This is a genomic window from Enterobacter sp. EC_64 (assembly GCF_019584165.1).
Lineage (GTDB): Bacteria > Pseudomonadota > Gammaproteobacteria > Enterobacterales > Enterobacteriaceae > Enterobacter > Enterobacter roggenkampii.
Genome location: NZ_VDAS01000011.1, coordinates 21,673 through 47,891, shown reverse-complemented (window position 1 = coordinate 47,891; position 26,219 = coordinate 21,673). Strand labels below are relative to the sequence as shown.

Sequence of the window (26,219 nt, the reverse complement as noted above, 5' to 3'; positions counted from 1 at the left end):
ATGGGCACTAAGCACACTCATAACAGCCGACTAAACTTAATCGTTTAAAAGGCATCAGTATTAGTGCCGTTACTTCTCTGTTCCCAGTTGGGACAACCGGAATTTGTCGTTGAAACAATGACGTTACCCATAACAATTCAAAGGCCAGGTAAATCATGCCATTAGTCATCGTTGCTATCGGTGTTGTGTTATTACTGCTCTTGATGATCCGCTTCAAAATGAACGGATTTATCGCTCTGGTTCTGGTGGCACTTGCAGTCGGTCTGATGCAGGGGATGCCGCTGGTAAAAGTTATCAGCTCGATTAAAGCCGGTGTCGGCGGCACGCTCGGCAGCCTGGCGCTGATCATGGGCTTCGGCGCCATGCTCGGTAAAATGCTGGCGGACTGCGGTGGCGCGCAGCGTATTGCCACCACGCTTATCGACAAATTTGGTAAGAAGAACATTCAGTGGGCAGTGGTGTTAACCGGCTTTACCGTTGGTTTCGCGCTGTTCTATGAAGTAGGCTTCGTGCTGATGCTGCCGCTGGTGTTCACCATTGCGGCTGCCGCGAGCATCCCGCTGCTGTATGTCGGTGTGCCAATGGCCGCGGCGCTGTCCGTGACCCACGGCTTCCTGCCGCCGCACCCGGGCCCAACCGCTATCGCGACCATCTTCCACGCCGACATGGGTAAAACCCTGCTGTTCGGTACTATTCTGGCGATCCCAACGGTGATTCTGGCAGGCCCGGTTTATGCCCGCTTCCTGAAAGGCATTGATAAGCCGATTCCGGAAGGTCTGTACAGCGCCAAAACCTTCACCGAAGAAGAGATGCCTGGCTTTGGCGTCAGCGTCTGGACCTCTCTGGTACCGGTGATCCTGATGGCGATGCGCGCCGTGGCAGAGATGGTTCTGCCGAAAGGTCATGCGTTCCTGTCCGTTGCAGAATTCCTGGGTGACCCGGTGATGGCAACGCTGATTGCCGTGCTGATCGCGATGTTCACTTTCGGTCTGAACCGCGGCCGCTCCATGGATCAGATCAACGACACGCTGACCTCTTCCATCAAAATCATTGCCATGATGCTGCTGATCATCGGCGGTGGCGGTGCGTTCAAACAGGTTCTGGTCGACAGCGGCGTGGACAAATACATCGCTGCCATGATGCATGAAACCAACGTGTCGCCGCTTCTGATGGCCTGGTCTATTGCCGCGGTTCTGCGTATTGCGCTGGGTTCTGCGACCGTTGCAGCGATCACCGCAGGCGGCATCGTTGCGCCGCTGATTGCCACCACGGGCGTGAGCCCTGAGCTGATGGTTATCGCCGTCGGTTCCGGTAGCGTGATTTTCTCTCACGTAAACGATCCGGGCTTCTGGCTGTTCAAGGAGTACTTCAACCTGACGATCGGTGAAACCATCAAGTCCTGGTCCGCGCTGGAAACCATTATTTCGGTGTGCGGTCTGGTCGGGGTGCTGCTGCTGAATATGGTGGTCTGATGCCCTAAGTCGGGTGGCGGCTACGCCTTACCCGACCTACATGAGCACCACCTGATAATAAAAAACCCGCCACTGGCGGGTTTTTTATTACTTCTTACCAGCAGCTTTTCGCCGCTTATCCAAATCCTTAATCAGCCTGTTCACCCCATCATCGGCAAACATCGCCTCAAGCGTGGTGGACAGCTTGCGACGCCAGTTCTTGTACTGATAGCTGGTACCCGGAATGTTCACCGGCTCCGTCATATCAATCCAGTCTTCCGGCTGCAGGCCCAGCAGGGCACTGTTGCTGTCGGCAATATAGCGCTGCAAACCGCGGTTGAGTGTCGCAGTCATCGCCATCAGCGACGCTTTATGCCCGGCGCGCTTCGGCAGACAGCCATGCTTATGCAGCGCATCCAGCAGCCCCTGTTTAGAGAGCTCGCGATCCTGATACAGGCCGCGTAACACCTCTTCGTCAGGATACAGGCCCAGCGTTTTGCCAAGGGTCAGATCGCCGCTTTCCCAATAGCCACGAAGCGTAGGAAGGTCATGCGTCGTCGCGACTGCCATTGACTGTTCAGGGTACGCTTGCGGCGCGCGGAAGGTTTTCTCATGGTCGTTTTCAAAATAGAGCACTTTATAGGAGTAGACGCCGCTGTCGCGGAGCTTGCTGACAATCTCCACCGGCACGGTACCGAGATCTTCACCGATCACCATGCACTGGTGACGCTTGCTTTCCAGGGCCAGGATCGACAGCAGATCGTCAACCGGATACTGCACGTATGCCCCGTGATCCGCCGTTTCACCGTACGGGATCCACCACAGGCGCAGCACGGACATCACGTGGTCGATACGCAACGCCCCGCAGTTCTGCATGTTGGCGCGCAGCAGGTCGATAAACGGCTCGTAGGCGCGCGCCGCCATCACGTGCGGATCCATCGGCGGCAAGCCCCAGTTCTGGCCGAGCGGGCCAAGGATATCCGGCGGCGCGCCGACGGAGGCTTTCAGACAGTAAAGCTCGCGGTCACACCAGGTTTCCGCGCCGCCTTCCGCCACGCCGACGGCCAGGTCACGATACAGGCCAATCGGCATCTTGTAGCCCTGGCTCACCTGCCAGCAGGCGGCAAACTGGCTGTACGCCAGCCACTGCAGCCACAGGTAGAAGTCCACTTCATCAGCATATTTTTTACAGAACGCTTTCACTTCCGGCGTGTCGACGGATTGATACGCTTCAGGCCAGACCGGCCAGCCCCAGCGCATTTCGTCCTCTTTCACCTGATACGCGTGCAGCGCATCGAACGCCGCCTGCCAGTACAGGCTCTCGCCCTCCTGCGTCACGAACTGGCGGAACGCCGCCATCTGCTCGTCATCGCGCTGCGAAAAGCCTTTCCACGCCAGACGCAGCGCGGCCATTTTCAGCGCCGTGACGGTGGAGTAATCCACCCAGTCGGCTTCGCGCGCCTGCTTCAGCGCCTGCTGCGTGGTACTGAGTTTCCACCAGGCCTGCGCCTCTTTGCTGTTTTTGAAGTCATCTAAGGCGTTAACGTCGATATAAATCACGTTCAGCCAGCGACGGGAGGACGGGCTGTACGGGCTGGCGCTCTCCGGGTTGGCCGGATAGAGGGCGTGGATCGGGTTGAGGCCGATAAACGCGCCGCCGCGCTCGCCCACGGATGCCAGCATGTTCTTCAGATCGCCAAAATCACCGATCCCCCAGTTGCTGTCGGAGCGCAGCGTGTAGAGCTGCACGCAGGCGCCCCACAGCTTTTTCCCTTCGAGCAGCGCCTGCGGCTCGTAGCAGCGTTTTGGCGCGACGATCACCCGGCAGTGGAAACGCCGATCGTCCTGGGTGAGCGTCAGGGTGTGGTAGCCCTCCGGCAGCTTCGCCGGAAGGTTAAGGGTTTTGCCGCCGGTGGCGTGGCCTTTGTGCTGATGCCCCTCTTCGGTCGTGAGCAGCCAGCTAAACTCGCCGCGCCCTTCCACCGCGAGCGGCATCTTTTTACCTGCGGTGAATACCTTCACGTTCGGCACCGGCGCAGCCGACGCTTTCGCGTCGGTTTTGTGCATGGCATCCAGCAAACGTCTTTTGGTGTCGGCGCCAATAGACTGTGGTTTGCCGTGAGCATTAATGTAACTGAGGCTAATTCCCGCCGCCTGCGCGGCACTGTCCAGACGTTTACTCTCCATCGCGCTTCCTTAGCGTTTTGCCTGCCAGATACGGGCCTGATAATCACGGATTGAGCGGTCAGAGCTGAACATGCCGCAGCGGGCGGTGTTCAGGATGCACGCGCGGGTCCACGCTTCCTGGTCGCGATACAGCACGTCGACCTGTTTTTGCGCTTCAACGTAGGCCGTGAAGTCCGCCATGACCAGATACGGGTCACCGCCGTGTTTGTCCATGCTGTGCAGCATCTGGTCAAACGCGTGCTTGTCGCCGTCGCTGTATTTGCCGCTCTCCAGCTCCTTCAGCACCGCGTCCAGCACTTTGTCTTTCTTACGCCATTTCACCGGGTCGTAGCCTTTGGCCTTGATGGCTTTCACCTCTTCCACGGTATGACCGAAGATAAAGATATTCTCTTCGCCCACCTTCTCGGCGATTTCGACGTTCGCCCCGTCCAGCGTGCCGACGGTCAGCGCGCCGTTCAGCGCCAGCTTCATGTTGCCGGTACCGGAGGCTTCTTTTCCTGCGGTTGAGATCTGCTCGGAGATATCCGCCGCCGGGATCAGCATTTCAGCCGCCGAGACGCAGTAATCCGGCAGGAATACCACCTTCAGCTTGTCGCCCACGTTCGGATCGCTGTTGATCGCCTCCGCCACTTTATTGATGGCGAGGATAATGTTTTTCGCCAGGTAGTAGCCCGGCGCCGCCTTCGCGCCGAACAGGAACACGCGCGGCACGCGGTCAGCCTGCGGGTTCTCGCGGATCTCTTTGTACAGCGCCAGAATGTGCAGCAGGTTCAGGTGCTGACGTTTGTACTCGTGCAGGCGTTTGATCTGGATATCGAAAATCGCATTCGGGTTGATCTCAATCCCGGTGCGCGCTTTCACGAACGCCGCCAGGCGAACTTTGTTCTCCAGCTTAATCGCGCGGTACTGTTCGCGGAATTTCGCGTCGTCAGCGTATTTTTCCAGGTTGATGAGCTGGTCCAGATCGTTCGCCCACTCTTTCTTGAGGGTCTTGTCCAGCAGGCCAGCCAGCAGCGGGTTGCACTGCTTGATCCAGCGACGCGGCGTAATGCCGTTGGTCACGTTGTGGAATTTGGTCGGCCACAGCTGGTGGTATTCCGGGAACAGATCTTTGACCACCAGATCCGAGTGCAGCGCCGCCACGCCGTTCACCGCAAAGCCGCTCACTACGCACATGTTCGCCATGCGTACCTGCTTATCGTGAACCACCGCCAGCTTCGCCCAGACCGCTTTGTTGCCCGGCCAGGTTTTATCCACCAGGGTTTTAAACTGGTCGTTAATCTTGTTGATGATCTGCATGTGGCGCGGCAGCAGCGCTTTCACCAGCTTCTCATCCCAGCACTCGAGCGCTTCCGGCATCAGGGTGTGGTTGGTGTAGGCAAAGGTACGGCTGGTGATGGCCCAGGCGTCGTCCCAGCTCAGCTGATGCTCGTCAATCAGCACGCGCAGCAGTTCCGGGATGGCAATGGTCGGGTGCGTGTCGTTGAGCTGAATGACTTCGAAGTCCGGCAGCTGCGCCAGCTTGCGGCCCGCCAGGTGATGGCGACGCAGAATGTCCGCCACGGAGCAGGCGCACTGGAAGTACTGCTGCATCAGGCGCAGCTTTTTACCGGCCAGGTGGTTGTCGTTCGGGTAGAGAACTTTGGTCAGCTTCTCGGCGTCGATGCCCTGCTGCTCGGCACGCAGGAAATCGCCGTCGTTAAATTTGGTCAGGTTAAACGGATGGGCGTGCTTCGCCTGCCACAGACGCAGCGGCTGCGCCACGCCGTTACGGTAGCCAAGCACCGGCAGATCCCAGGCTTCGCCGGTAATGGTGAACGCAGGCTCCCAGAGACCTTGTTTCGTCACTTTCCCGCCAATGCCAACCTGCACGTCCAGCTGCGCGTTATGGCGGAACCACGGGTAGGTATTGCGATGCCAGTCGTCCGGCGCTTCCATCTGATGGCCGTCAGCGAAGGACTGACGGAACAGGCCGTACTGGTAGTTCAGACCGTAACCAATCGCCGACTGGCCGACGGTCGCCATGGAGTCCAGGAAACAGGCCGCCAGACGCCCCAGGCCACCGTTGCCCAGCGCCGGGTCAATCTCTTCTTCCAGCAGATCGGTCAGGTTAATGTCGTGTTCTTTAAGAACGTCACCAACCTCCTGATACCAGCCGAGGTTCAACAGGTTGTTGCCCGTCAGACGGCCAATCAGGAACTCCATTGAAATGTAGTTTACATGGCGCTGCCCGTTTGCCGGTTTTGCCAGAGGTTGAGCATCCAGCTGCTCTGCGAGCGCACCGCTCACTGCCTGCCACCACTGGTGAGGCGTCATCTCGTTAGCAGCATGAAGGCCAAAACGCTGCCACTGACGCGTCAGGGCAGCCTGGAATTGAGCTTTGTTGAAGGTAGGCTGTGACATAGGGGATCGGCATCCTTTAGAAAGAAAACACAAGTTGGCGCTAGTGTGCCTGGCTCATTTCACCTCTTCCTCCTCCCGTAGGGGATTAGACAGGGAGGAGTAGCGGGGATGAGCAGAAAAGTGTGATCAAGGCCACTCTCAGAGCATAGTTCGAGTGTGCCCGGAAGATAAAAAAGTAACCGAGGAGAATGTCAAAGAAATGAAATGCAGTTTCGGATGAAATTAAACCCAGCCGAAATAATTACTTACCCGGAATAATATTTTTGCAACAGGATGTCATGACCAGGAAAGGTATTATTCTCACTGAACTTTACCCACACTTTATTAAATTTGACGTCACTATCCCTGCCTGAAACCAGTTTCAGCGCAGCCGCAGCACAACCATACAAGCCAGCATTGACGCGGCATTAAAGCCCTTTCCAGAAAGTTCCATCATCTGCCTGAATGTTTTGTGACAGAGTGCAAATTCAGAGCCACCAAATCCAGACATAACTTGCAATAGTTCTCTTTCTGACCGACCTTATATCGTATTAATTACGAAGCGCAAAAAAATAAAATCTCTCGTTCCCCACAGTGAAGTGAAACCTATGTTGATTCCGTCTAAATTAAGTCGCCCGGTTCGTCTTGACCATACAGTGGTCCGCGAGCGTCTGTTGGCTAAACTTTCCGGCGCGCATAATTTCCGACTGGCGCTGGTTACGAGCCCTGCAGGTTATGGAAAAACAACGCTCATCTCGCAATGGGCCGCAGGTAAGAGCGATCTTGGCTGGTACTCCCTTGATGAGGGCGATAACCAGCAAGAACGTTTTGCCAGCTATCTGATTGCCGCCATACAGCAAGCCACCCATGGACACTGCGTCGCCAGTGAGGTGATGGTGCAAAAGCGCCAGTACGCCAGCCTGTCCTCCCTTTTCTCTCAGCTGTTTATCGAACTGGCTGAATGGCATCGCCCGCTTTACGTGGTGATTGATGATTACCATCTCATCACTAACCCGGTGATTCATGAATCGATGCGTTTCTTCCTGCGCCATCAGCCGGAAAACCTGACGTTAGTGGTGCTGTCACGCAACCTGCCGCAGTTGGGTATTGCCAACCTGCGCGTGCGCGATCAGCTTCTGGAAGTGGGTAGCCAACAGCTTGCTTTTACCCACCAGGAAGCGAAACAGTTCTTCGACTGCCGCCTGAACTCACCGATTGAGGCCGCCGAAAGCAGCCGTCTGTGTGATGACGTCGCAGGCTGGGCAACGGCGCTGCAGCTGATTGCCCTCTCTGCCCGGCAAAACAACAGCCCGGCGCATCAGTCAGCGCGCCGACTGGCCGGCATCAACGCCAGCCACCTCTCTGATTACCTGGTGGATGAGGTGCTGGACAGCGTCGATCCCTCGACGCGTAATTTCCTGCTGAAAAGCTCGCTGCTGCGCTCCATGAACGATGCGCTGATCGTGCGGGTGACGGGCTGTGAAAACGGTCAGCTTCAGCTCGAAGAGATTGAACGTCAGGGCCTTTTCCTGACGCGCATGGACGATCCCGGCGAGTGGTTTAGCTATCATCCGCTGTTTGGTAGCTTCCTGCGCCAGCGCTGTCAGTGGGAGCTGGCGGTTGAACTGCCGGAGATCCACCGCGCCGCTGCCGAAAGCTGGATGGCACAGGGCTTCCCGAGCGAGGCCATCCACCACGCGCTGGCCGCCGGTGACGCCAGCATGCTGCGCGATATCCTCCTCAATCACGCGTGGGGCCTGTTTAACCACAGCGAGCTGACCCTGCTGGAAGAGTCCCTGAAAGCCCTGCCGTGGGAAAGCCTGCTGGAGAATCCGCGTCTGGTGCTGCTGCAGGCCTGGCTGATGCAGAGCCAGCATCGCTACAGCGAAGTGAACACCCTGCTGGCGCGCGCCGAGCAGGAGATGGAAAGCGAGATGGATACTACCCTGCACGGCGAGTTCAACGCGCTGCGCGCTCAGGTGGCCATTAACGACGGCGACCCGGACGAAGCGGAACGGCTGGCGATGGTCGCGCTGGATGAACTGCCGCTGGCCAACTTCTACAGCCGCATCGTTGCGACCTCCGTACACGGCGAAGTGCTGCACTGCAAAGGCGATCTCACGCGCTCGCTTTCACTGATGCAGCAAACCGAACAGATGGCGCGTCGTCATGATGTCTGGCACTACGCGCTGTGGAGCCTGATCCAGCAGAGCGAGATTTTATTCGCGCAGGGGTTCCTGCAGGCCGCCTGGGAAAACCAGGAGAAAGCGTTCCAGCTGATTCGCGAGCAGCATCTGGAACAGCTGCCGATGCACGAGTTCCTGCTGCGTATTCGCGCTCAATTACTGTGGGCATGGTCGCGTCTGGATGAAGCAGAAAGCTGCGCCCGCCAGGGTGTGGACGTCCTTTCCAGTTTCCAGCCTCAGCAGCAGCTGCAGTGCCTGGCGCTGCTGGTGCAGTGCTCGCTGGCGCGCGGCGATCTCGATAACGCCCGCAACCATCTTAACCGCCTGGAAAACCTGCTCGGCAACGGCCAGTATCATAGCGACTGGGTGTCAAACGCCGACAAGGTCCGGGTGATTTACTGGCAGATGACCGGCGATAAAAAATCCGCCGCCAACTGGCTGCGTCAGACGCCAAAACCGGAATTTGCCAACAACCACTTCCTGCAGAGCCAGTGGCGCAACATTGCCCGCGCGCAGATCCTGCTCGGTGAATTAGAGCCCGCAGAGATTGTGCTGGAAGAGCTGAACGAAAACGCGCGCAGCCTGCGCCTGATGAGCGACCTGAACCGCAACCTGCTGCTGCAAAACCAGCTCTACTGGCAGGCGGGCCGTAAAAACGATGCCCAGCGCGTGCTGCTGGAGGCGCTACAGCTGGCAAACCGCACCGGGTTTATCAGCCACTTTGTGATTGAAGGGGAAGTGATGGCGCAGCAGCTGCGTCAGCTCATTCAGCTCAACACGCTGCCGGAGCTGGATCAGCATCGCGCCCAGCGCATTCTGCGCGAGATTAACCAGCATCATCGGCACAAGTTTGCGCATTTCGATGAGAACTTCGTTGAACGTCTGCTGAACCACCCGGAAGTGCCGGAGCTTATCCGCACCAGTCCGCTTACCCAGCGCGAATGGCAGGTTCTGGGGCTGATCTATTCAGGCTACAGCAACGAGCAGATTGCCGGCGAGCTGGCGGTGGCGGCGACCACCATCAAAACGCATATCCGCAACCTGTACCAGAAGTTGGGCGTGGCGCATCGACAGGATGCGGTGCAGCATGCGCAGCAGCTGTTGAAGATGATGGGGTACGGCGTTTAGTTTTGTGCGGTCTGATGCCCTCTCCCACAGGGAGAGGGAAAACAATTTGTAGGTCGGGTAAGCGCAGCGCCACCCGACACAACCGTTAGCACAGTTCCAGCTGCAAATTATTATCTTTAATTACCTGCATCACGCCCGCTGGCGGCATCACGTCGGTATAGACCGCATCCACCATGCTGATGCTGCCCATGTTCACCATCGCGTTACGGCCAAACTTCGAGTGATCCACCACCAGCATCACGTGGCGTGAGTTTTCAATGATCGCGCGCTTGGTGCGCACCTCGTGGTAATCAAACTCCAGCAGCGAACCGTCGCTGTCGATGCCGCTGATGCCCAGAATGCCGAAGTCGAGGCGGAACTGAGAGATAAAGTCGAGGGTCGCTTCACCGATAATCCCGCCGTCGCGGCTGCGTAGCTCGCCGCCCGCGAGGATGATGCGGAAATCGTCTTTTTGCATCAGGGTATTGGCGACGTTCAGGTTGTTGGTGACCACGCGCAGGTTCTCGTGATCCAGCAGCGCATGGGCGACCGCTTCCGGCGTGGTGCCGATATCAATAAACAGCGTCGCCCCGTTCGGGATCTGACTGGCGACCTTGCGGGCAATGCGCTCTTTCTCCGCCGTCTGCGTCGCTTTTCGGTCGTGCCAGGAGGTGTTGACCGAGCTGGACGGCAGCGCCGCGCCGCCGTGGTGGCGAAGAATACGGTTCTGATCGGCCAGGTCGTTCAGGTCACGACGGATGGTTTGTGGGCTGACGGCAAACTGCTCCACCAGCTCTTCGGTGCTGACGTATCCCTGTTTTTTTACCAGTTCGATAATGGCGTCATGACGTTGTGTTTGTTTCATCAATTATCCCTGAGAATTATGTTCGTTTTCGCGCATGGAGCGTGTCGGCAATGGCCATCGCCAGCCCCACGGCCAGCCCGGCGACGTGCGCACCGTTGGCGATAGACATACCAAACAGATCAAACCATCCGGCAATTAGCCATATTAACGCAAAGGTTATCAATCCGCGTTGCAGATAGATGCCGCTTTGCGGATCGCGCTCCCCGCGAAGCCAGACGTAGCCCATCAGGGCATAGACGACACCCGACAGCCCGCCAAACCACGGGCCGCTGAACTTGTGCTGTACGTAGCCGCTCAACAGCGCGCTGATGATGGTGATAACGATCAGCTTGCCGCTGCCCAGACGCTTTTCAACGGCACCGCCGAGATACCACCACCAGAGCAGGTTAAAGAGGATATGCATCACCGAGAAGTGCATCAGCGCGTGGCTAAAGTAGCGCCAGACGTCAAACTCAAGCGACGGATCATAGGGCCACGCCAGGGCAATCATCACGCTCTGGTCGCCGACCACGTTCATGATAATAAAGACGATGATGCAGGCCGCCATCAGCAGCAGCGTAAACGGGCCCGCGCGCTCGCGAAGGGTGGCAAGGAAGGGAAAGCGGCTGTAGTGCAATCCGCTGCCGGTCTGGCCGGATTGCCAGCTGGCCGCGAGATAGCGCGGGTCGCCAGGGTTCTCAAGAAAACGCGCCAGCTCCTCGTTTACCCGCCCGGCCTGGCTCTCATCGGCCAGCCAGACGTCGGTTTGCGTATGTTGCTGAATAGTCAGAATAACGCCCTGCGTCGCCATATAGTCGACAAACGCCTGGGCGACGCGCGGGTTGGTAAAAGAGGTGATCATCAACATGGGCAGCGGTCGCTTATTTCCACACAAAAGGGGACAGTATAGCGGGATCAGCGCTCAAACGCGTATTCCACTTCCGCCGGGAAATGACGATGCCAGGCATCGAAACCGCCGTCGACGCTGTAAACCGCGTCGTAACCCTGCTGAAGCAGATACTGCGCCGCGCCTTTGCTGCTGTTGCCGTGGTAGCACATGACCATCACCGGCGTGTCGAAGTCGTTATCGCGCATAAACGCGCCCAGCGTGTCGTTGGTGAGATGAAACGCGCCCGGCGTATGGCCCATCGCAAAACTCTGCGGATCGCGGATGTCCACCAGCACCGCTTTTCCCTGGTGCATCTTCTGGTGGGCTTCTTCTACGTTAATACATTCAAACTGATCCATGGTGTTCTCTTAACAGTGGTCAACGACAAGATTTTACCCCGTAGTGTACGTCCTGGCGGCGGGTAAACGCCATTATGTTATCCATATCACTCTAAATTGTTTTTTTGATGTTACCAAAAGCGCGTTCCTTTGCTATTATGAGCGATATCGAACATTTCTGAGCTTTAACGAAAGTGCATGAGGGTGTTATGGAAACCAAAGATCTGATTGTGATAGGCGGTGGCATCAACGGTGCCGGTATTGCGGTCGATGCCGCAGGACGCGGTTTATCCGTACTGATGCTGGAAGCTAACGATCTCGCCTGCGCGACGTCGTCCGCCAGCTCCAAACTGATTCACGGTGGCCTGCGCTACCTGGAACACTACGAATTCCGCCTGGTCAGTGAAGCGCTGGCCGAACGTGAAGTGCTGCTGAAAATGGCCCCGCATCTGGCGATTCCGATGCGCTTCCGCCTGCCCCATCGCCCGCATCTGCGTCCGGCGTGGATGATCCGCATTGGTCTGTTTATGTACGATCATCTGGGTAAACGCACCAGTCTCCCGGGTTCGAAAGGGTTGCGTTTTGGCTCAGAATCGGTCCTTAAGCCGGAAATCGTGCGCGGATTCGAATATTCCGACTGCTGGGTGGATGATGCCCGCCTGGTGCTGGCGAACGCGCAGATGGTTGAGAAGAAAGGCGGCGAGGTGAAAACCCGCACCCGCGCGACCGCTGCCCGTCGTGAAAACGGCCTGTGGATTGTCGAAGCGGAAGATATCGATACCGGCGAGAAATTCAGCTGGAAAGCGCGCGGCCTGGTGAACGCCACCGGCCCGTGGGTGAAACAGTTCTTTGACGACGGCATGCATCTGCCATCCCCGTACGGCATTCGCCTGATAAAGGGCAGCCACATTGTGGTGCCGCGCGTGCATACCCAGAAGCAGGCGTACATCCTGCAGAACGAAGACAAGCGCATCGTGTTCGTCATCCCGTGGATGGACGAATTCTCGATCATCGGCACCACCGACGTGGAGTACAAAGGCGATCCGAAGAACGTTGAGATCGACGAGAGTGAAGTGAACTACCTGCTTAAAGTGTATAACGCGCACTTTAAGAAACAGCTGTCGCGCGACGACGTGGTCTGGACCTACTCCGGCGTGCGTCCGCTGTGCGATGACGAATCCGACTCACCGCAGGCCATCACCCGCGACTATACGCTCGATATTCACGACGTTGACGGTCAGGCGCCGCTGCTCTCCGTATTTGGCGGTAAGCTCACCACCTACCGCAAGCTGGCCGAGCACGCGCTGGAAAAACTGGCGCCGTACTACAAAGGCATTGGCCCGGCATGGACCAAAGGCGCGGTACTGCCCGGCGGTGATATCGGCGATAACCGCGATGATTACGCCGCGAAGCTGCGCCGTCGCTTCCCGTTCCTCACTGAAGGGATGGCGCGCCACTATGCCCGCACCTACGGCAGCAATACCGAGCTGATCCTGGGTGATGCAAAAGAGATTGCCGATCTGGGCGAGCATTTCGGCCACGAGCTGTACGAAGCCGAGCTGCGTTATCTGGTTGAGCACGAGTGGGTGCGTCGTCTGGATGATGCTATCTGGCGCCGTACCAAAGAAGGGATGTGGCTCAACGCCGAACAGCAGTCTCGCGTGGCGCAGTGGTTGCTGCAACATGCGGCGAAACGCGAGCTGTCGCTGGCGTCCTAATACAAAAAAGCCGGGTGGCGGCTCCGCCTTACCCGGCCTACTCGATCCCGTAGGCCCGGTAAGCGCAGCGCCACCGGGCTTTGTTTTTACAACCTCACCGGATCAATATGCCAGATCGTCTCGGCATACTCCTTGATGGTCCTGTCTGACGAGAAATAGCCCATATTGGCGATGTTGTACATCGCGGCGCTGGTCCACTTCTCAGGCTGGCGATACAGTTCGTCCACCTTATCCTGACAGTCGACGTAGCTGCGGTAATCCGCCAGCACCTGGTAGTGATCGCCAAAGTTAATCAGCGAATCCACCAGATCGCGGTAGCGGCTCGGTTCATCAGGGCTAAACACGCCGGTTGCAATCTGCGTCAGTACCTGACGCAACTCTTCATCCTCTTCGTAATACTGACGGGGCGAGTAGCCTTTCCTGCGCAGCGCCTCTACCTCTTCCGTCGTATTACCGAAGATAAAGATATTCTCTTCGCCCACGTGCTCCAGCATCTCGACGTTCGCCCCGTCCAGCGTGCCGATGGTCAGCGCGCCGTTAAGGGCAAACTTCATGTTACTGGTGCCGGACGCCTCCGTGCCCGCCGTAGAAATCTGCTCAGAAAGATCCGCTGCCGGGATGATCAGCTGCGCCAGGCTGACGCTGTAGTTCGGAATGAACACCACCTTCAGCTTGTCGCCAATGTCCGGATCCTGGTTAACCACCTTCGCCACGTCGTTGATGAGATGAATAATGTGCTTCGCCATGTAATAGGCCGACGCCGCCTTACCGGCGAAGATCTTCACGCGCGGCACCCATTCGGCCGTCGGATCGGCCTTGATGCGGTTGTAATGGGTGATCACGTGCAGCACGTTCATCAGCTGACGCTTGTATTCATGGATGCGTTTGATCTGTACGTCGAACAGCGCTTTCGGGTTTGCCACCACGTTGAGGTGCATCGCCAGCCAGACCGCCAGACGTTTTTTGTTCAGCAGCTTGGCTTCGCGCACGGCTTTGTTCACCGTCGGGAAATCAATATGCTGTTCCAGCTCGCTCAACTGGCTCAAATCGGTACGCCAGGTGCGGCCAATATTCTCGTCCAGTACCTCAGAGAGCGGCTGGTTGGCCAGCGCCAGCCAGCGCCGCGGGGTGACGCCGTTGGTCACGTTGCAGAACCGCGTCGGGAAGATCTTCGCGAAGTCCGCAAACAGCGACTGCACCATCAGGTTCGAGTGGAGCTCGGACACGCCGTTGACCTTGTGGCTGATGACAACCGCCAGCCAGGCCATGCGCACGCGACGACCGTTCGACTCATCAATGATGGACGCGCGGCTCAGCAGGCCGGTATCGTTCGGATACTGCTCCTGCAGCGTCTTGAGGAAGTAGTCGTTAATCTCAAAGATAATCTGCAGATGGCGCGGCAGGATTTTGCCAAGCATGTCCACCGGCCACGTCTCCAGCGCTTCGCTCATCAGCGTGTGGTTGGTGTACGAGAACACCTGGCAGGTCACCTCAAAGGCGTCGTCCCAGCTGAACTTATGCTCGTCGATCAGCAGGCGCATCAGCTCCGGAATAGAGAGCACCGGGTGGGTGTCATTAAGGTGGATCGCGGTTTTTTCCGCCAGGTTGGCGTAGGTTTTGTGCAGCTGATGGTGGCGGCTGAGGATGTCCTGAATGGTCGCCGAAACGAGGAAATACTCCTGACGCAGGCGCAGCTCGCGGCCTGAGTAGGTCGAGTCATCCGGGTACAGCACGCGGGATACGTTCTCGGAGTGGTTTTTATCCTCCACCGCCGCGAAGTAGTCACCCTGGTTAAATTTACCGAGGTTAATTTCGCTACTGGCCTGAGCGCTCCACAGGCGCAGCGTGTTGGTGGCATCGGTGTCGTAGCCGGGGATGATCTGGTCGTAGGCCACGGCCAGGATCTCTTCCGTTTCCACCCAGCGGGATTTTTTTCCTTCCTGCTGAATACGCCCGCCAAAGCGCACCTTGTAGCGCGTGTTGTGGCGCTTGAACTCCCACGGGTTGCCGTACTCCAGCCAGTAGTCCGGGGACTCTTTCTGACGCCCGTCGACGATGTTTTGCTTGAACATGCCGTAATCGTAGCGAATACCGTAGCCGCGGCCCGGCAGCGCCAGCGTCGCCAGCGAGTCGAGGAAGCAGGCGGCAAGACGTCCCAGACCGCCGTTACCGAGGCCCGGGTCGTTCTCTTCGTCGATCAGTTCTTCTAAATCTAACCCCATCTCTTCCAGTGCGGTTTTGACGTCGTCATAAATACCGAGCGACAACAGCGCATTGGACAGCGTGCGGCCAATCAAAAATTCCATCGACAGATAGTAAACCTGACGCGTCTCCTGCGAGAGCTGGGCGCGGTTTGAGCGCAGCCAGCGTTCAACTAAGCGGTCGCGCACCGCAAACAGGGTGGCGTTCAGCCACTCGTGCTTGTTGGCAATAACCGGATCTTTTCCGATGGTGAACATCAGCTTGTAGGCGATGGAGTGCTTTAACGCCTCAACGCTGAGCGTGGGTGAAGAGTAGCTAAATGGAGCGTTCATATCAGTAACTTCGCCTCGTTACATCAAGCGTTGATAGAGATCGCGGTATGACTGCGCCGCAACGTGCCAGCTAAAGTCCATGGACATCGCCTGGCGTTGGACGTAGCGCCACAGCGATGGACGGGACCACAAGACGAAAGCACGCCGAATCGCCCGAAGCAGCGACCAGGCATTACTGTCCTCAAAGACAAACCCGCTGGCGATACCGTCCGCCAGGTTTTCCAGTGAGCTATCCGATACCGTATCCGCCAGTCCGCCCGTGCGGCGCACCAGCGGCAGGGTGCCGTATTTCAGGCCGTAAAGCTGCGTCAGGCCGCAGGGTTCGAAACGGCTCGGCACCAGGATGACGTCCGCGCCGCCCATAATGCGGTGCGAAAACGCCTCGTGGTAGCCAATCTGAACGCCCACCTGCCCCGGATGTTCCGCGGCGGCGGCAAGGAAACCTTCCTGCAATACCGGGTCGCCCGCGCCGAGCAGCGCCAGCTGCCCGCCCTGCTCCAGTAAACCGGGCAACGCCTCCAGCACCAGATCCAGCCCTTTCTGGCTGGTCAGGCGGCTTACGACGGCGAACAGCGGCACTTTGTCGTTAACCTTCAGGCCCATCGCAATCTGGAGCTGGCGTTTGTTTTCCGCTTTGTCTTCCACGGAATCACGGCCATAGCGCGCCGCCAGCAGGAGATCGGTTTCCGGGCTCCAGATCTGTTCATCCACGCCGTTCAGAATGCCCGACAGGCGGCCTTCGCGGTGGCGCTGCTGCAGCAACCCTTCCATGCCGTAGCCAAATGCCGGCTGGGTGATCTCACGCGCGTAGGTTGGGCTCACCGCCGTGATGTGATCGGCGTAGTACAGCCCCGCCTTCAGGAACGAGATCTGCCCGTTAAACTCCAGACCGTGCATGTTAAAGAACGACCATGGCAGATCGATGTCATTCATGTGATGGGCGTAGTACATCCCCTGATAGGCCAGGTTATGCACGGTAAAGACCGATTTCGCCGGGTGGCCGCGCGCGGCGAGATACGCCGGAGCAAGCCCGGCGTGCCAGTCGTGCGCATGCACCACATCCGGACGCCAGAACGGATCCAGCCCCGTCGCCATTTCTGCTCCAACCCAGCCGAGGAGCGCAAAGCGCAGCACGTTGTCGGTATAGGCGAACAGGTTCGTATCGTGATACGGGCTACCCGGGCGATCGTATAAATGCGGCGCGTCAATCAGGTAAATCCCTACGCCATTGTAATGTCCAAACAGCAGGGTAATGCGTCCGGCAAACGTTTCACGGCGGGTCACCACTTTTGCATCGGGTATACCGCGCCGGATATCCGGAAAGGCGGGCAGCAGGACTCGGGTATCCACGCCTCCGGCGATTTGCGCCGCCGGTAATGCGCCAAGCACATCTGCCAGACCGCCCGTTTTTAATAACGGGAACATCTCAGAACATACGTGTAAAACCTGCATCATCGCTCCTGTTTGATTTGCAGCTTCCGCAACATTTCCCGTGTGACTAACACGATCCCCTCTTCCGAACGGTAGAAACGACGCGCGTCTTCTTCCGCATTCTCCCCAATGACCATCCCTTCAGGGATGACGCAGGCACGGTCGATCACGCAGCGACGCAGACGACACGAGCGCCCTACCCAGACATCCGGCAATAAGACTGCCGAATCGATATTACAGAATGAATTTATCCGCACGCGCGGGAACAGCACCGACTGCACCACGACCGAACCGGAGATGATGCACCCGCCGGACACCAGCGAGTTCAGCGTCATACCGTGGCTACCGGAGCGGTCCTGCACGAATTTGGCTGGCGGCAGCGACTCCATATGGGTACGAATCGGCCAGTTCTGGTCGTACATATCCAGTTCAGGCGTGACCGATGCCAGATCGAGGTTCGCTTTCCAGTACGCTTCCAGCGTGCCCACATCGCGCCAGTACGGTTCCGCATTCGGGTCGGACTGCACGCAGGACAGCGGGAAAGGATGTGCATACGCCATGCCAGCTTTGGTGATTTTCGGAATGATGTCTTTACCGAAGTCGTGGCTTGAGTTTTCGTCTTTGTCGTCTTCTTCCAGCAGCTCATAAAGATAATCTGCGTCAAAGACATAGATCCCCATGCTGGCGAGCGATTTGGTGTCATCGCCCGGCATGGTTGGCGGGTTCGCCGGTTTTTCAACGAAGTCGATAATTTTGTCGTCGGCATCCACGTGCATGACGCCAAACGCCGTCGCTTCAGCAACGGGCACAGGCAGACACGCCACGGTGCAGCGCGCCCCTTTTTCGACGTGGTCGATCAGCATGTGGGAGTAATCTTGCTTGTAGATGTGGTCCCCGGCGAGGATCACAATGTATTCCGCGTTATAGCGACGAATGATGTCGAGGTTCTGGGTCACCGCATCCGCCGTTCCGCGATACCAGTTCTCGCCGTGAACGCGCTGCTGCGCAGGAAGGAGATCGACAAATTCGTTCATCTCTTCGCTGAAGAATGACCAGCCGCGCTGAATATGCTGCACCAGGGTGTGCGACTGATACTGCGTGATGACGCCAATGCGGCGAATGCCCGAGTTCAGGCAGTTGGAGAGCGCAAAGTCGATAATACGGAACTTACCACCAAAGTGAACGGCCGGCTTGGCGCGCTTGATGGTCAAATCTTTCAGACGGGTACCACGCCCGCCCGCAAGTATCAGGGCAACCGTTTTTAATGGTAGCTGGCGTGCCAACATTAAGGGATCGTTCTTCTCTAATCTAACCATGACTAACTCCTTTTTTATCATCTTTGGAATACGCACACTCCGTGCGCAGGCCCGTGCCAGACAGCCATTACTACCGGATTATCCGCTCCGGCAAAGGGGGGAACGGCTCGCCACTCCCCGTCAGGTAAAACAATCTCTGCGACGTCATCCGTCGCGTTCAGCGTGACCAGCCATTTATCCGACAGCAGGATTTGCAGGCGTGGTACGCCGTGTTGCCACTCTTGCGCGCTTAACGGTTGCGCGTCTTTATTCAGCCAGCGAACGTTGCCGTCACCCTCTTCCCACCAGCTGTTGGCGGTCAGCGCGGGGATCTGCTGGCGAAGATGGATCAGCGCAGCGGTAAAATGAATCAGCCCGCTGTTGGCTTCACCCCAGTCGAGCCAGGTTAAGGTGTTGTCCTGGCAATAGGCGTTGTTGTTACCGTGCTGGCTGTGACCATGCTCGTCGCCTGCCAGCAGCATCGGCGTGCCCTGCGACAGTAAAAGCGTTGTCAGCAGCGCATGAACGCTGGCGCGTCGCCGCTCTATCACATCCAGACTTCCGCCTAACCCTTCTATACCATGATTAAAGCTATGGTTATTGTTAGTGCCATCGCGATTCTCTTCGCCGTTCGCCTCATTGTGTTTCTGATTGAAACAAACGCAGTCCCTGAGCGTAAAACCGTCGTGCGCCGTCAACAGATTAACGGTGGCCGACGGGCGTTTGCCGTCGCGCTTAAAGAGATCGCTCGACGCGGCAAAGCGCCCGGCAAATTCCCCCAGCGACAGGTTCCGCTCCAGCCAGAAGCGGCGTACGGCGTCGCGGTAGTGGTCGTTCCACTCGGCAAACAGCGGCGGGAAATTCCCGACCTGATAACCGCCTTCACCGATGTCCCACGGCTCGGCAATCAGCTTCACCTGCGAGAGCACCGGACAGTTTTTTATCGCCTCAAACAATGGCGCCTGCTGGCTGAACGCCGGCGTGCGTCCCATGACGGGCGCCAGGTCGAAACGAAAACCGTCGACGTGGAACGTCTCCACCCAGTATTTCAGGCATTCATACGCAAAATGCGTGACCGCCGGATGGCTGAGATTGAGCGTGTTACCGCAGCCGGTCCAGTTCTCATAATCGCCATCGTGCCTGATCCAATAATAGCTACGGTTATCAATTCCGCGCATGGAGAGCGTCGGGCCGTCGAGATCGCTTTCTGCGCTGTGGTTCAGCACCACGTCCAGAATGACCTCAATGCCCGCCGCGTGGAGCGCCTTCACCGCATCGCGGAACTCGTCCCGCGCCTTTTCCGGATGGACGGCATAGCGCGGCTCGAGCGCGAACATCGCCAGCGGGTTATAGCCCCAGTAGTTGCTCAGCCCCAGCCGCTGCAGACGCGGCTCGCTGGCAAAATGGGCGACGGGGAGCAGTTCCAGAGCGGTGATGCCGAGGTGTTTCAGGTAGGCGATCATGGTGGGATGCCCGAGCGCCTTGTAGGTGCCGCGCATCTCTTTGGGGATCGACGGATGCAGGTACGTCAGCCCTTTGACGTGGGCTTCATAAATAACGGTCTTGCCCCACGGCGTCTGCGGCGGGGCATCGTCTTCCCAGTCATAAAGATCGTTCACCACCACGCTTTTTGGCGCGACGGGCGCGCTGTCGCGGTGGTCGGGCTCGCCGTAGCCCACGTGGAAGAGCGGATCATCTTTAAATTCGCCGTCCACGCGATGCGCGCACGGATCAATCAGCAGCTTCGCCGGGTTGAACCAGTGCCCCTGCGCGGGATCCCACGGACCGTGAACGCGAAAGCCATAGTGCATACCGGGCCGTCCTCCGGCCAGGTAGCCGTGCCAGGTATCCCCCGTGCGCGCGGGTAAATCGTAACGGTGCTCGTTACCTTCCCCGTCAAACACGCACAGTTCAACCCGCTCGGCGTGAGCGGAAAAGAGGGTGAAGTTCACCCCTTTTCCGTCAAAATGCGCCCCGAGCGGTTCGGGTTTACCTGCCGTAAGCTGCGTCATTCGCCCTCCCGCATCAGCCAGATGGTGCCAAGCGGCGGCAGCGTCAGGCTCAGGGAGTTGGGTCGCCCGTGGCTTTCAATGGCGTCGCTCTGTACCAGCCCACCGTTACCGGCGTTGCTGCCGTGGTAGTGCATCGAGTCGGTATTCAGAATTTCACGCCATTTGCCCGGCTGGTTAATGCCGAAGCGGTAGTGTTCGCGCGGCACCGGGGTGAAGTTGCTGGCGACGATGATCTCGTTACCCGCCTTGTCACGACGCACAAAGACAAACACCGAGCGCTCATGGTCGTCCACCACCAGCCATTCAAAGCCGTACGGATCGAAGTCGAGCTCGTGCAGCGCTTTGTGGTGGCGATAGGTCAGGTTCAGATCGCGCACCAGACGCTGCACCCCGTGGTGCCAGTTGTCGCCGCCTTCCAGCAGATGCCAGTCGAGGCTGGCGTCGTGGTTCCACTCGCGCCCCTGGGCGAACTCATTGCCCATGAACAGCAGTTTCTTGCCCGGGAAGGCAAACATCCAGCCGTAATAGGCGCGCAGGTTGGCAAACTTCTGCCACGCGTCGCCCGGCATGCGGTCGAGAATCGATTTTTTACCGTGTACCACCTCATCGTGCGACAGCGGCAGCATGAAGTTTTCGGTGTAGTTGTAGAGCATCCCGAACGTCAGCTTATCGTGATGATACTTACGGTAAACCGGATCCAGCTTCATGTAGTCGAGCGTGTCGTGCATCCAGCCCAGGTTCCACTTATACCAGAACCCCAGGCCGCCCAATGACGGCGGACGGGAGACGCCCGCAAAGTCGGTGGACTCTTCCGCCATGGTCACGGCACCGTCCACCTGCTCGCCGATAATGCGGTTGGTATTACGCAGGAATTCAATGGCTTCCAGGTTTTCACGGCCGCCAAACTCGTTCGGGATCCACTCCCCCTCTTTGCGGCTGTAGTCGCGGTAGATCATTGACGCCACCGCATCCACGCGCAGGGCATCGATGCCAAACCGCTCGATCCAGTACAGGGCATTCCCGACCAGGTAGTTTGAGACCTCACGGCGACCGTAGTTGTAGATCAGCGTGTTCCAGTCCTGGTGATAGCCTTCGCGCGGATCGCTATGCTCGTACAGCTTCGTGCCGTCAAACTCTGCCAGCGCAAAATCATCCGCCGGGAAATGGCCCGGCACCCAGTCGAGGATCACGTTCAGCCCGGCGGCGTGCGCGGCATCAATGAAATAGCGGAAGTCGTCGCGGGTGCCGAAGCGGCGGGTCGGCGCATACAGCCCGGTGGGCTGATAGCCCCAGCTGCCGTCGAACGGGTGCTCGTTGACCGGCAGCAACTCCAGGTGGGTAAAGCCCATCCATTTGGCGTATGGCACCAGCTGGTCGGCAAGCTCCCGGTAGCTGAGCCAGAAGTTGTTATCGGTGTGGCGACGCCAGGAGCCGAGATGGACTTCATAAACGGAGATCGGCGCATCAAAGCGGTTAGCCTGCTTACGATCCTCCGTCTGGATAACCTTCTCCGGCAGGCCGCAAATCAGCGATGCGGTATCCGGACGCATCTGCGCTTCGAAGGCATACGGGTCGGCTTTAATGCGCAGCTTGCCGTGGGCGTCAATCATCTCGAATTTATAAAGCTGCCCGTGGTGCGCCCCGGGGATAAACAGCTCCCAGATGCCGGTTTCCCGACGCAGGCGCATCGGGTGGCGGCGGCCATCCCAGTAGTTGAACTGGCCGACAACGGAGACACGCTGGGCATTGGGCGCCCACACGGAGAACCGCGTGCCGGTAATGCCGTCCATGGTATCGGCATGGGCGCCCAGCGTTTCATAAGGACGCAGATGGGTCCCCTCGGAGAGCAGCCAGGCATCCATCTCTTTAAGCAGAGGGCCAAAGCTGTAGGGATCGTCAATCAGGTTCTGCTGGCCGTGCCAGAGAACGGCGAGCTGATAGCGAAAAGGGTTTTTACGACGGGGCATCACGCCCGAGAAGAAGCCACGGGAATCGAGGCATTCAAGGTTACCGACTTTGCGGCCGGTTTTGGGTTCAATCACCCAGACTTCTGTGGCATCCGGCAACAGGGCACGAACTTCCAGGCCTGCCTCAGTACGGTGCATCCCAAGCACAGAAAAGGGGTCAGCGAAATGACCCGCAATAAGCGCATTAATCACGTCTCTATCCACACGATCGGACATGGTATTCATCCTGTTTTTATGTCGTCCTTTTTAAGCGCTCCGGGACGACTTTTAATGTGACCTGAACGGGACAGCACAAAAATGTGCATCCATTCTGCTCCGTTCGAACCTCAGGTAAGAAATGACTCTTCCTTAAAGCATAGCCAACGCTCTAAATGACTCCTGATAAAAAATAAGACATACGCGTGTTACTCCATGTAGTACGCAAAAAAAAGGGGTGAAAATCACCCCCGGTATTTAACAAATTATTACGCCAGCTGGCGCAGCATGCGGCGCAGCGGCTCAGCGGCGCCCCACAGGAGCTGGTCACCGACGGTGAACGCAGAGAGATACTCCGGCCCCATGTTCAGCTTACGCAGACGGCCAACCGGCGTGGTCAGCGTGCCGGTCACCGCTGCCGGGGTCAGCTCGCGCATGGTGATATCGCGATCGTTTGGCACCACTTTCGCCCACGGGTTGTGCGCGGCCAGCAGCTCTTCCACGGTCGGAATAGACACATCTTTTTTCAGTTTAATAGTGAAAGCCTGGCTGTGGCAGCGCAGCGCGCCGATACGCACGCACAGACCGTCAACCGGAATGGTGTTCGCGGTATTGAGGATTTTGTTGGTCTCGGCCTGGCCTTTCCACTCTTCGCGGGTCTGGCCGTTATCCAGCTGCTTGTCGATCCACGGGATCAGGCCGCCGGCCAGCGGTACGCCAAAGTTATCCACCGGCAGCTCGCCGCTGCGGGTCAGCTCGGTCACTTTACGCTCGATATCGAGAATAGCCGACGCCGGGTTTGCCAGCTCGGTCGCGACGCTCTGGTGCAGCTGGCCCATCTGGGTCAGCAGTTCGCGCATATGACGCGCGCCGCCGCCGGACGCCGCCTGGTAGGTCGCCACGGAGACCCACTCCACCAGATCCTGCGCGAACAGGCCGCCGAGGGACATCAGCATCAGGCTGACGGTGCAGTTACCGCCAACAAAGGTTTTTACGCCGTTGTTCAGGCCATCGGCGATCACGCCCTGGTTAACCGGGTCGAGAATGATAATGGCATCGTCTTTCATGCGCAGCGACGAGGCCGCGTCAATCCAGTAGCCCTGCCAGCCGCTTTCACGCAGCTTTGGATAGATTTCGTTGGTATAATCGCCGCCCTGGCAGGTCACAATAATGTCGAGTGCCTTCAGCGCTTCCAGATCGTAAGCATCCTGCAACGTGCCTGTGGTACCACCAAAGGACGGAGCAGCCTGGCCGAGCTGGGAAGTGGAGAAGAAGACCGGGCGGATAGCGTCGAAATCGCGCTCTTCAACCATGCGTTGCATGAGTACAGAGCCGACCATACCGCGCCAGCCGATAAAACCAACGTTTTTCATAGCATTTTTTTCCTGCTGAGGGTGTGTGCTGATTGTGCAAGCCAGTATTGAACTGGGATATGCTTCACATTACAAAATGCTGCCAAAGTCGCAAGCGAAATTAATCGATGATTGCCCGGCAATCAGAAATACAGCTAATTATCATAATAACCTTAGAGAGTTTCAGGGATAATTTACATGAGTGAAATCATTTCCGCCGCGGTTTTATTGATCCTGATAATGGATCCCCTGGGTAACCTGCCGATCTTCATGTCGGTGTTGAAGCACACCGAGCCGAAGCGCCGCCGGGCGATCATGATCCGCGAGCTGCTCATCGCCCTGCTGGTGATGTTTATCTTCCTGTTTGCGGGTGAAAAAATCCTCGCCTTCCTGAACCTGCGCGCTGAAACCGTGTCGATTTCCGGTGGGATTATTCTGTTCCTGATTGCGATTAAGATGATTTTCCCGAGCGCGGAAGGCAGCAGCAGCGGCCTGCCTGCGGGTGAAGAGCCGTTTATTGTGCCGCTGGCGATCCCGCTCGTCGCGGGGCCAACCATTCTGGCGACGCTGATGCTGCTGTCGCACCAGTATCCGAACCAGATGAGCCATCTGGTCATTGCCCTGCTGATTGCCTGGGGCGGGACGTTTATCATCCTGCTGCAGTCGTCCCTGTTCCTGCGCCTGCTGGGCGAAAAAGGGGTAAACGCGCTGGAGCGCCTGATGGGGCTCATTCTGGTGATGATGGCAACGCAGATGTTCCTGGATGGGATCCGGGCGTGGATGAAAGGCTGACGTTCTCCCTCTCCCTGTGGGAGAGGCCGTATTCTTGCCGGGTGGCGGCTTCGCCTTACCCGGCCTACAACGGCTCTAGTCCCGTAGGTCGGGTAAGCGTTAGCGCCACCCGACTTTTTTCACAGTGGCAAGATGCCTTCATTTGTACGCAACCAGCGCGGTGCTTTCAACATACCGCTATACAGCCCAACTAAGCCTTGCAACAAATCTCCAGCCACTCTTTCATCACTCTCTGAAAGTGAACAAGCCAACAGCAACTGCGTTAATAGCGGGCAATAGCTTCCCAACTGATCAACTTCCGGTTCGAAGGCAGGGACGTCCAGAGGCAGGTCATCTACCGTTAAACTCGCTTTTAAATATTCAGGAACAGGTTCAAGCATGGGTGCGGCCTGATACCCTCAACCTCCCCCCAAATAAGTGAGGGCTACCCCTTACGAATCAAATACCGGTACGGCAGCGTTTCCGTCTGCTGCGCCACCAGCTCATGCTCCATAAAGGTACAAAAACCGGGAATGTCGCGCGTGGTGGCAGGGTCGTCGGCAACGATCAGCAGCGTTTCACCGGTCTGCATGTTGCGCACGGTTTTACGTACCATCATTACCGGTTCCGGGCAGCGAAGGCCCTGGGCATCAAGAGTGTGGTCTGGGCTGGAAAACAGGTCGGTCATGATCTTCTCGGTCAGGTAAAAACGGCTGTAGTTTACGCCCCGTTGCGGTCAATGCAAACCAGGTTAACGATTGCGTAAAAACTAACCATTGCAATGTCCCGCCAAAGCAGTATCATGCTGCGGTTTTTATTGGGTTCCCTCACCCCAACGTATAAAAAGGTCACAATATGACGCAGTTTTCTGAATCACAGCGCGTAAAAGCGTTGTTCTGGCTTTCGCTTTTCCATTTGCTGGTGATCACCTCCAGCAACTATCTGGTGCAGCTCCCTATCTCCATCTTTGGTTTTCATACCACCTGGGGTGCGTTCAGTTTTCCGTTTATTTTCCTCGCCACCGATCTGACCGTGCGTATTTTTGGCGCACCGCTGGCTCGCCGCATTATTTTTGCGGTCATGCTCCCGGCGCTGTTCATCTCGTACGGGGTTTCGTCCCTGTTTTATATGGGAAGCTGGCAGGGCTTTGAGGCGTTAACCCACTTCAACCTGTTTGTCGCCCGTATCGCCGCAGCAAGCTTTATGGCCTACGCGCTGGGGCAGATTCTGGACGTGCACGTGTTTAACCGCCTGCGTCAGAATCATCGCTGGTGGATGGCACCCACCGCCTCCACGCTGTTCGGTAACGTGAGCGATACGCTGGCCTTCTTCTTCATCGCCTTCTGGCGTAGCCCGGATGCGTTCATGGCCGAACACTGGATGGAAATCGCGCTGGTGGACTACTGCTTCAAGGTGCTCATCAGCATTGTCTTCTTCCTGCCCATGTACGGCGTGCTGCTGAATATGCTGCTGAAAAGGCTGGCAGATAAATCTGAAATCACGGCATTGCAGGCTGGTTAAGGGTTCGCTTTATCAGTTGTGATAAGATGAGCGAATGAG

Annotated in this window: 18 protein-coding genes; 5 read left to right on the top strand and 13 right to left on the bottom strand. The window is 57.6% G+C overall.

Going from position 1 to position 26,219, the window contains the following annotated elements:
- The first annotated feature begins 155 nt into the window (after positions 1–155).
- Positions 156–1,472 (top strand): gluconate transporter, encoded by a 1,317-nt coding sequence (gntT, locus tag FHC52_RS10970; RefSeq protein WP_013099097.1) that lies wholly within the window; start codon positions 156–158, stop codon positions 1,470–1,472.
- A gap of 87 nt (positions 1,473–1,559) precedes the next feature.
- Here the strand turns inward: gntT and malQ are convergent, their stop codons facing one another.
- Together malQ and malP are read right to left on the bottom strand one after the other, a co-directional pair.
- The gene (gene malQ, locus FHC52_RS10965; RefSeq protein WP_126288622.1) at positions 1,560–3,638 is read right to left on the bottom strand and encodes a 4-alpha-glucanotransferase; all 2,079 of its coding nucleotides are present in this window, start codon (positions 3,636–3,638) and stop codon (positions 1,560–1,562) included.
- Between the two features lie 9 nt (positions 3,639–3,647).
- Positions 3,648–6,041, bottom strand: a complete 2,394-nt coding sequence (malP, locus tag FHC52_RS10960; RefSeq protein WP_045353292.1) for a maltodextrin phosphorylase — start codon at positions 6,039–6,041, stop codon at positions 3,648–3,650.
- Positions 6,042–6,628: 587 nt separating this feature from the next.
- Between malP and malT the strand changes: the two genes are divergently transcribed.
- Entirely contained in the window at positions 6,629–9,334 is a 2,706-nt protein-coding gene (gene malT, locus FHC52_RS10955) for an HTH-type transcriptional regulator MalT (protein WP_008503059.1), read from the top strand.
- 85 nt (positions 9,335–9,419) lie between these two features.
- On the opposite strand, the gene FHC52_RS10950 is transcribed toward malT, so the two are convergent.
- From FHC52_RS10950 to glpE, 3 genes are read right to left on the bottom strand one after another with little or no spacing between them, the layout of a single operon-like run.
- Entirely contained in the window at positions 9,420–10,178 is a 759-nt protein-coding gene (locus FHC52_RS10950; protein WP_008503060.1) for a DeoR/GlpR family transcriptional regulator, read from the bottom strand.
- Between the two features lie 16 nt (positions 10,179–10,194).
- Positions 10,195–11,025 (bottom strand): rhomboid family intramembrane serine protease GlpG, encoded by an 831-nt coding sequence (gene glpG / locus FHC52_RS10945; RefSeq protein WP_063453584.1) that lies wholly within the window; start codon positions 11,023–11,025, stop codon positions 10,195–10,197.
- 47 nt (positions 11,026–11,072) lie between these two features.
- Positions 11,073–11,405 (bottom strand): thiosulfate sulfurtransferase GlpE, encoded by a 333-nt coding sequence (gene glpE, locus FHC52_RS10940; protein WP_008503062.1) that lies wholly within the window; start codon positions 11,403–11,405, stop codon positions 11,073–11,075.
- 188 nt (positions 11,406–11,593) lie between these two features.
- Between glpE and glpD the strand changes: the two genes are divergently transcribed.
- Positions 11,594–13,102 (top strand): glycerol-3-phosphate dehydrogenase, encoded by a 1,509-nt coding sequence (gene glpD, locus FHC52_RS10935; protein ID WP_220420071.1) that lies wholly within the window; start codon positions 11,594–11,596, stop codon positions 13,100–13,102.
- An 86-nt stretch (positions 13,103–13,188) separates the two neighbouring features.
- Here glpD and glgP read toward each other — a convergent pair whose 3' ends face one another.
- The 6 genes from glgP to asd form a co-directional block, all read right to left on the bottom strand.
- The gene (gene glgP / locus FHC52_RS10930; RefSeq protein ID WP_008503064.1) at positions 13,189–15,636 is read right to left on the bottom strand and encodes a glycogen phosphorylase; all 2,448 of its coding nucleotides are present in this window, start codon (positions 15,634–15,636) and stop codon (positions 13,189–13,191) included.
- Positions 15,637–15,654: 18 nt separating this feature from the next.
- Positions 15,655–17,088 carry a glycogen synthase GlgA gene (gene glgA, locus FHC52_RS10925; RefSeq protein ID WP_008503065.1) on the bottom strand — a complete coding sequence of 478 codons (1,434 nt, stop codon included), beginning with the start codon at positions 17,086–17,088 and terminating at the stop codon, positions 15,655–15,657.
- The gene (gene glgC / locus FHC52_RS10920; protein WP_008503066.1) at positions 17,088–18,383 is read right to left on the bottom strand and encodes a glucose-1-phosphate adenylyltransferase; all 1,296 of its coding nucleotides are present in this window, start codon (positions 18,381–18,383) and stop codon (positions 17,088–17,090) included. The genes glgA and glgC overlap by 1 nt, the downstream gene beginning before the upstream one ends.
- A gap of 17 nt (positions 18,384–18,400) precedes the next feature.
- Positions 18,401–20,374, bottom strand: a complete 1,974-nt coding sequence (gene glgX, locus FHC52_RS10915) for a glycogen debranching protein GlgX (protein ID WP_023326238.1) — start codon at positions 20,372–20,374, stop codon at positions 18,401–18,403.
- Positions 20,371–22,557 (bottom strand): 1,4-alpha-glucan branching enzyme, encoded by a 2,187-nt coding sequence (gene glgB, locus FHC52_RS10910; protein WP_126288618.1) that lies wholly within the window; start codon positions 22,555–22,557, stop codon positions 20,371–20,373. The genes glgX and glgB overlap by 4 nt, the downstream gene beginning before the upstream one ends.
- 248 nt (positions 22,558–22,805) lie before the next feature.
- On the bottom strand, positions 22,806–23,909 hold the full coding sequence (gene asd, locus FHC52_RS10905; RefSeq protein WP_021242179.1) for an aspartate-semialdehyde dehydrogenase: 1,104 nt from the start codon (positions 23,907–23,909) through the stop codon (positions 22,806–22,808).
- 177 nt (positions 23,910–24,086) lie between these two features.
- Here asd and yhgN point away from each other — a divergent pair, with 177 nt between their 5' ends.
- The gene (yhgN, locus tag FHC52_RS10900; RefSeq protein WP_003861574.1) at positions 24,087–24,680 is read left to right on the top strand and encodes an NAAT family transporter YhgN; all 594 of its coding nucleotides are present in this window, start codon (positions 24,087–24,089) and stop codon (positions 24,678–24,680) included.
- Between the two features lie 119 nt (positions 24,681–24,799).
- Here the strand turns inward: yhgN and FHC52_RS10895 are convergent, their stop codons facing one another.
- The gene (locus FHC52_RS10895) at positions 24,800–25,060 is read right to left on the bottom strand and encodes a hypothetical protein (RefSeq protein ID WP_032635425.1); all 261 of its coding nucleotides are present in this window, start codon (positions 25,058–25,060) and stop codon (positions 24,800–24,802) included.
- A 44-nt stretch (positions 25,061–25,104) separates the two neighbouring features.
- Positions 25,105–25,347, bottom strand: coding sequence for a sulfurtransferase TusA (gene tusA / locus FHC52_RS10890; RefSeq protein WP_017693840.1), 243 nt, complete (start codon positions 25,345–25,347; stop codon positions 25,105–25,107).
- 167 nt (positions 25,348–25,514) lie between these two features.
- Between tusA and FHC52_RS10885 the strand changes: the two genes are divergently transcribed.
- On the top strand, positions 25,515–26,180 hold the full coding sequence (locus tag FHC52_RS10885) for a 7-cyano-7-deazaguanine/7-aminomethyl-7-deazaguanine transporter (RefSeq protein ID WP_008503072.1): 666 nt from the start codon (positions 25,515–25,517) through the stop codon (positions 26,178–26,180).
- Positions 26,181–26,219 lie beyond the last annotated feature (39 nt).

Coding starts and splice junctions, on each gene's coding strand:
- malP (WP_045353292.1), bottom strand. CDS start 6,041: ATGTCACAGCCTACCTTCAACAAAGCTCAATTCCAGGCTGCCCTGACG.
- glgX (WP_023326238.1), bottom strand. CDS start 20,374: ATGACGCAGCTTACGGCAGGTAAACCCGAACCGCTCGGGGCGCATTTT.
- malT (WP_008503059.1), top strand. CDS start 6,629: ATGTTGATTCCGTCTAAATTAAGTCGCCCGGTTCGTCTTGACCATACA.
- gntT (WP_013099097.1), top strand. CDS start 156: ATGCCATTAGTCATCGTTGCTATCGGTGTTGTGTTATTACTGCTCTTG.
- FHC52_RS10895 (WP_032635425.1), bottom strand. CDS start 25,060: ATGCTTGAACCTGTTCCTGAATATTTAAAAGCGAGTTTAACGGTAGAT.
- FHC52_RS10950 (WP_008503060.1), bottom strand. CDS start 10,178: ATGAAACAAACACAACGTCATGACGCCATTATCGAACTGGTAAAAAAA.
- glgB (WP_126288618.1), bottom strand. CDS start 22,557: ATGTCCGATCGTGTGGATAGAGACGTGATTAATGCGCTTATTGCGGGT.
- glgC (WP_008503066.1), bottom strand. CDS start 18,383: ATGGTTAGATTAGAGAAGAACGATCCCTTAATGTTGGCACGCCAGCTA.
- malQ (WP_126288622.1), bottom strand. CDS start 3,638: ATGGAGAGTAAACGTCTGGACAGTGCCGCGCAGGCGGCGGGAATTAGC.
- glpE (WP_008503062.1), bottom strand. CDS start 11,405: ATGGATCAGTTTGAATGTATTAACGTAGAAGAAGCCCACCAGAAGATG.
- glpD (WP_220420071.1), top strand. CDS start 11,594: ATGGAAACCAAAGATCTGATTGTGATAGGCGGTGGCATCAACGGTGCC.
- asd (WP_021242179.1), bottom strand. CDS start 23,909: ATGAAAAACGTTGGTTTTATCGGCTGGCGCGGTATGGTCGGCTCTGTA.
- glgA (WP_008503065.1), bottom strand. CDS start 17,088: ATGCAGGTTTTACACGTATGTTCTGAGATGTTCCCGTTATTAAAAACG.
- yhgN (WP_003861574.1), top strand. CDS start 24,087: ATGAGTGAAATCATTTCCGCCGCGGTTTTATTGATCCTGATAATGGAT.
- FHC52_RS10885 (WP_008503072.1), top strand. CDS start 25,515: ATGACGCAGTTTTCTGAATCACAGCGCGTAAAAGCGTTGTTCTGGCTT.
- glpG (WP_063453584.1), bottom strand. CDS start 11,025: ATGTTGATGATCACCTCTTTTACCAACCCGCGCGTCGCCCAGGCGTTT.
- glgP (WP_008503064.1), bottom strand. CDS start 15,636: ATGAACGCTCCATTTAGCTACTCTTCACCCACGCTCAGCGTTGAGGCG.
- tusA (WP_017693840.1), bottom strand. CDS start 25,347: ATGACCGACCTGTTTTCCAGCCCAGACCACACTCTTGATGCCCAGGGC.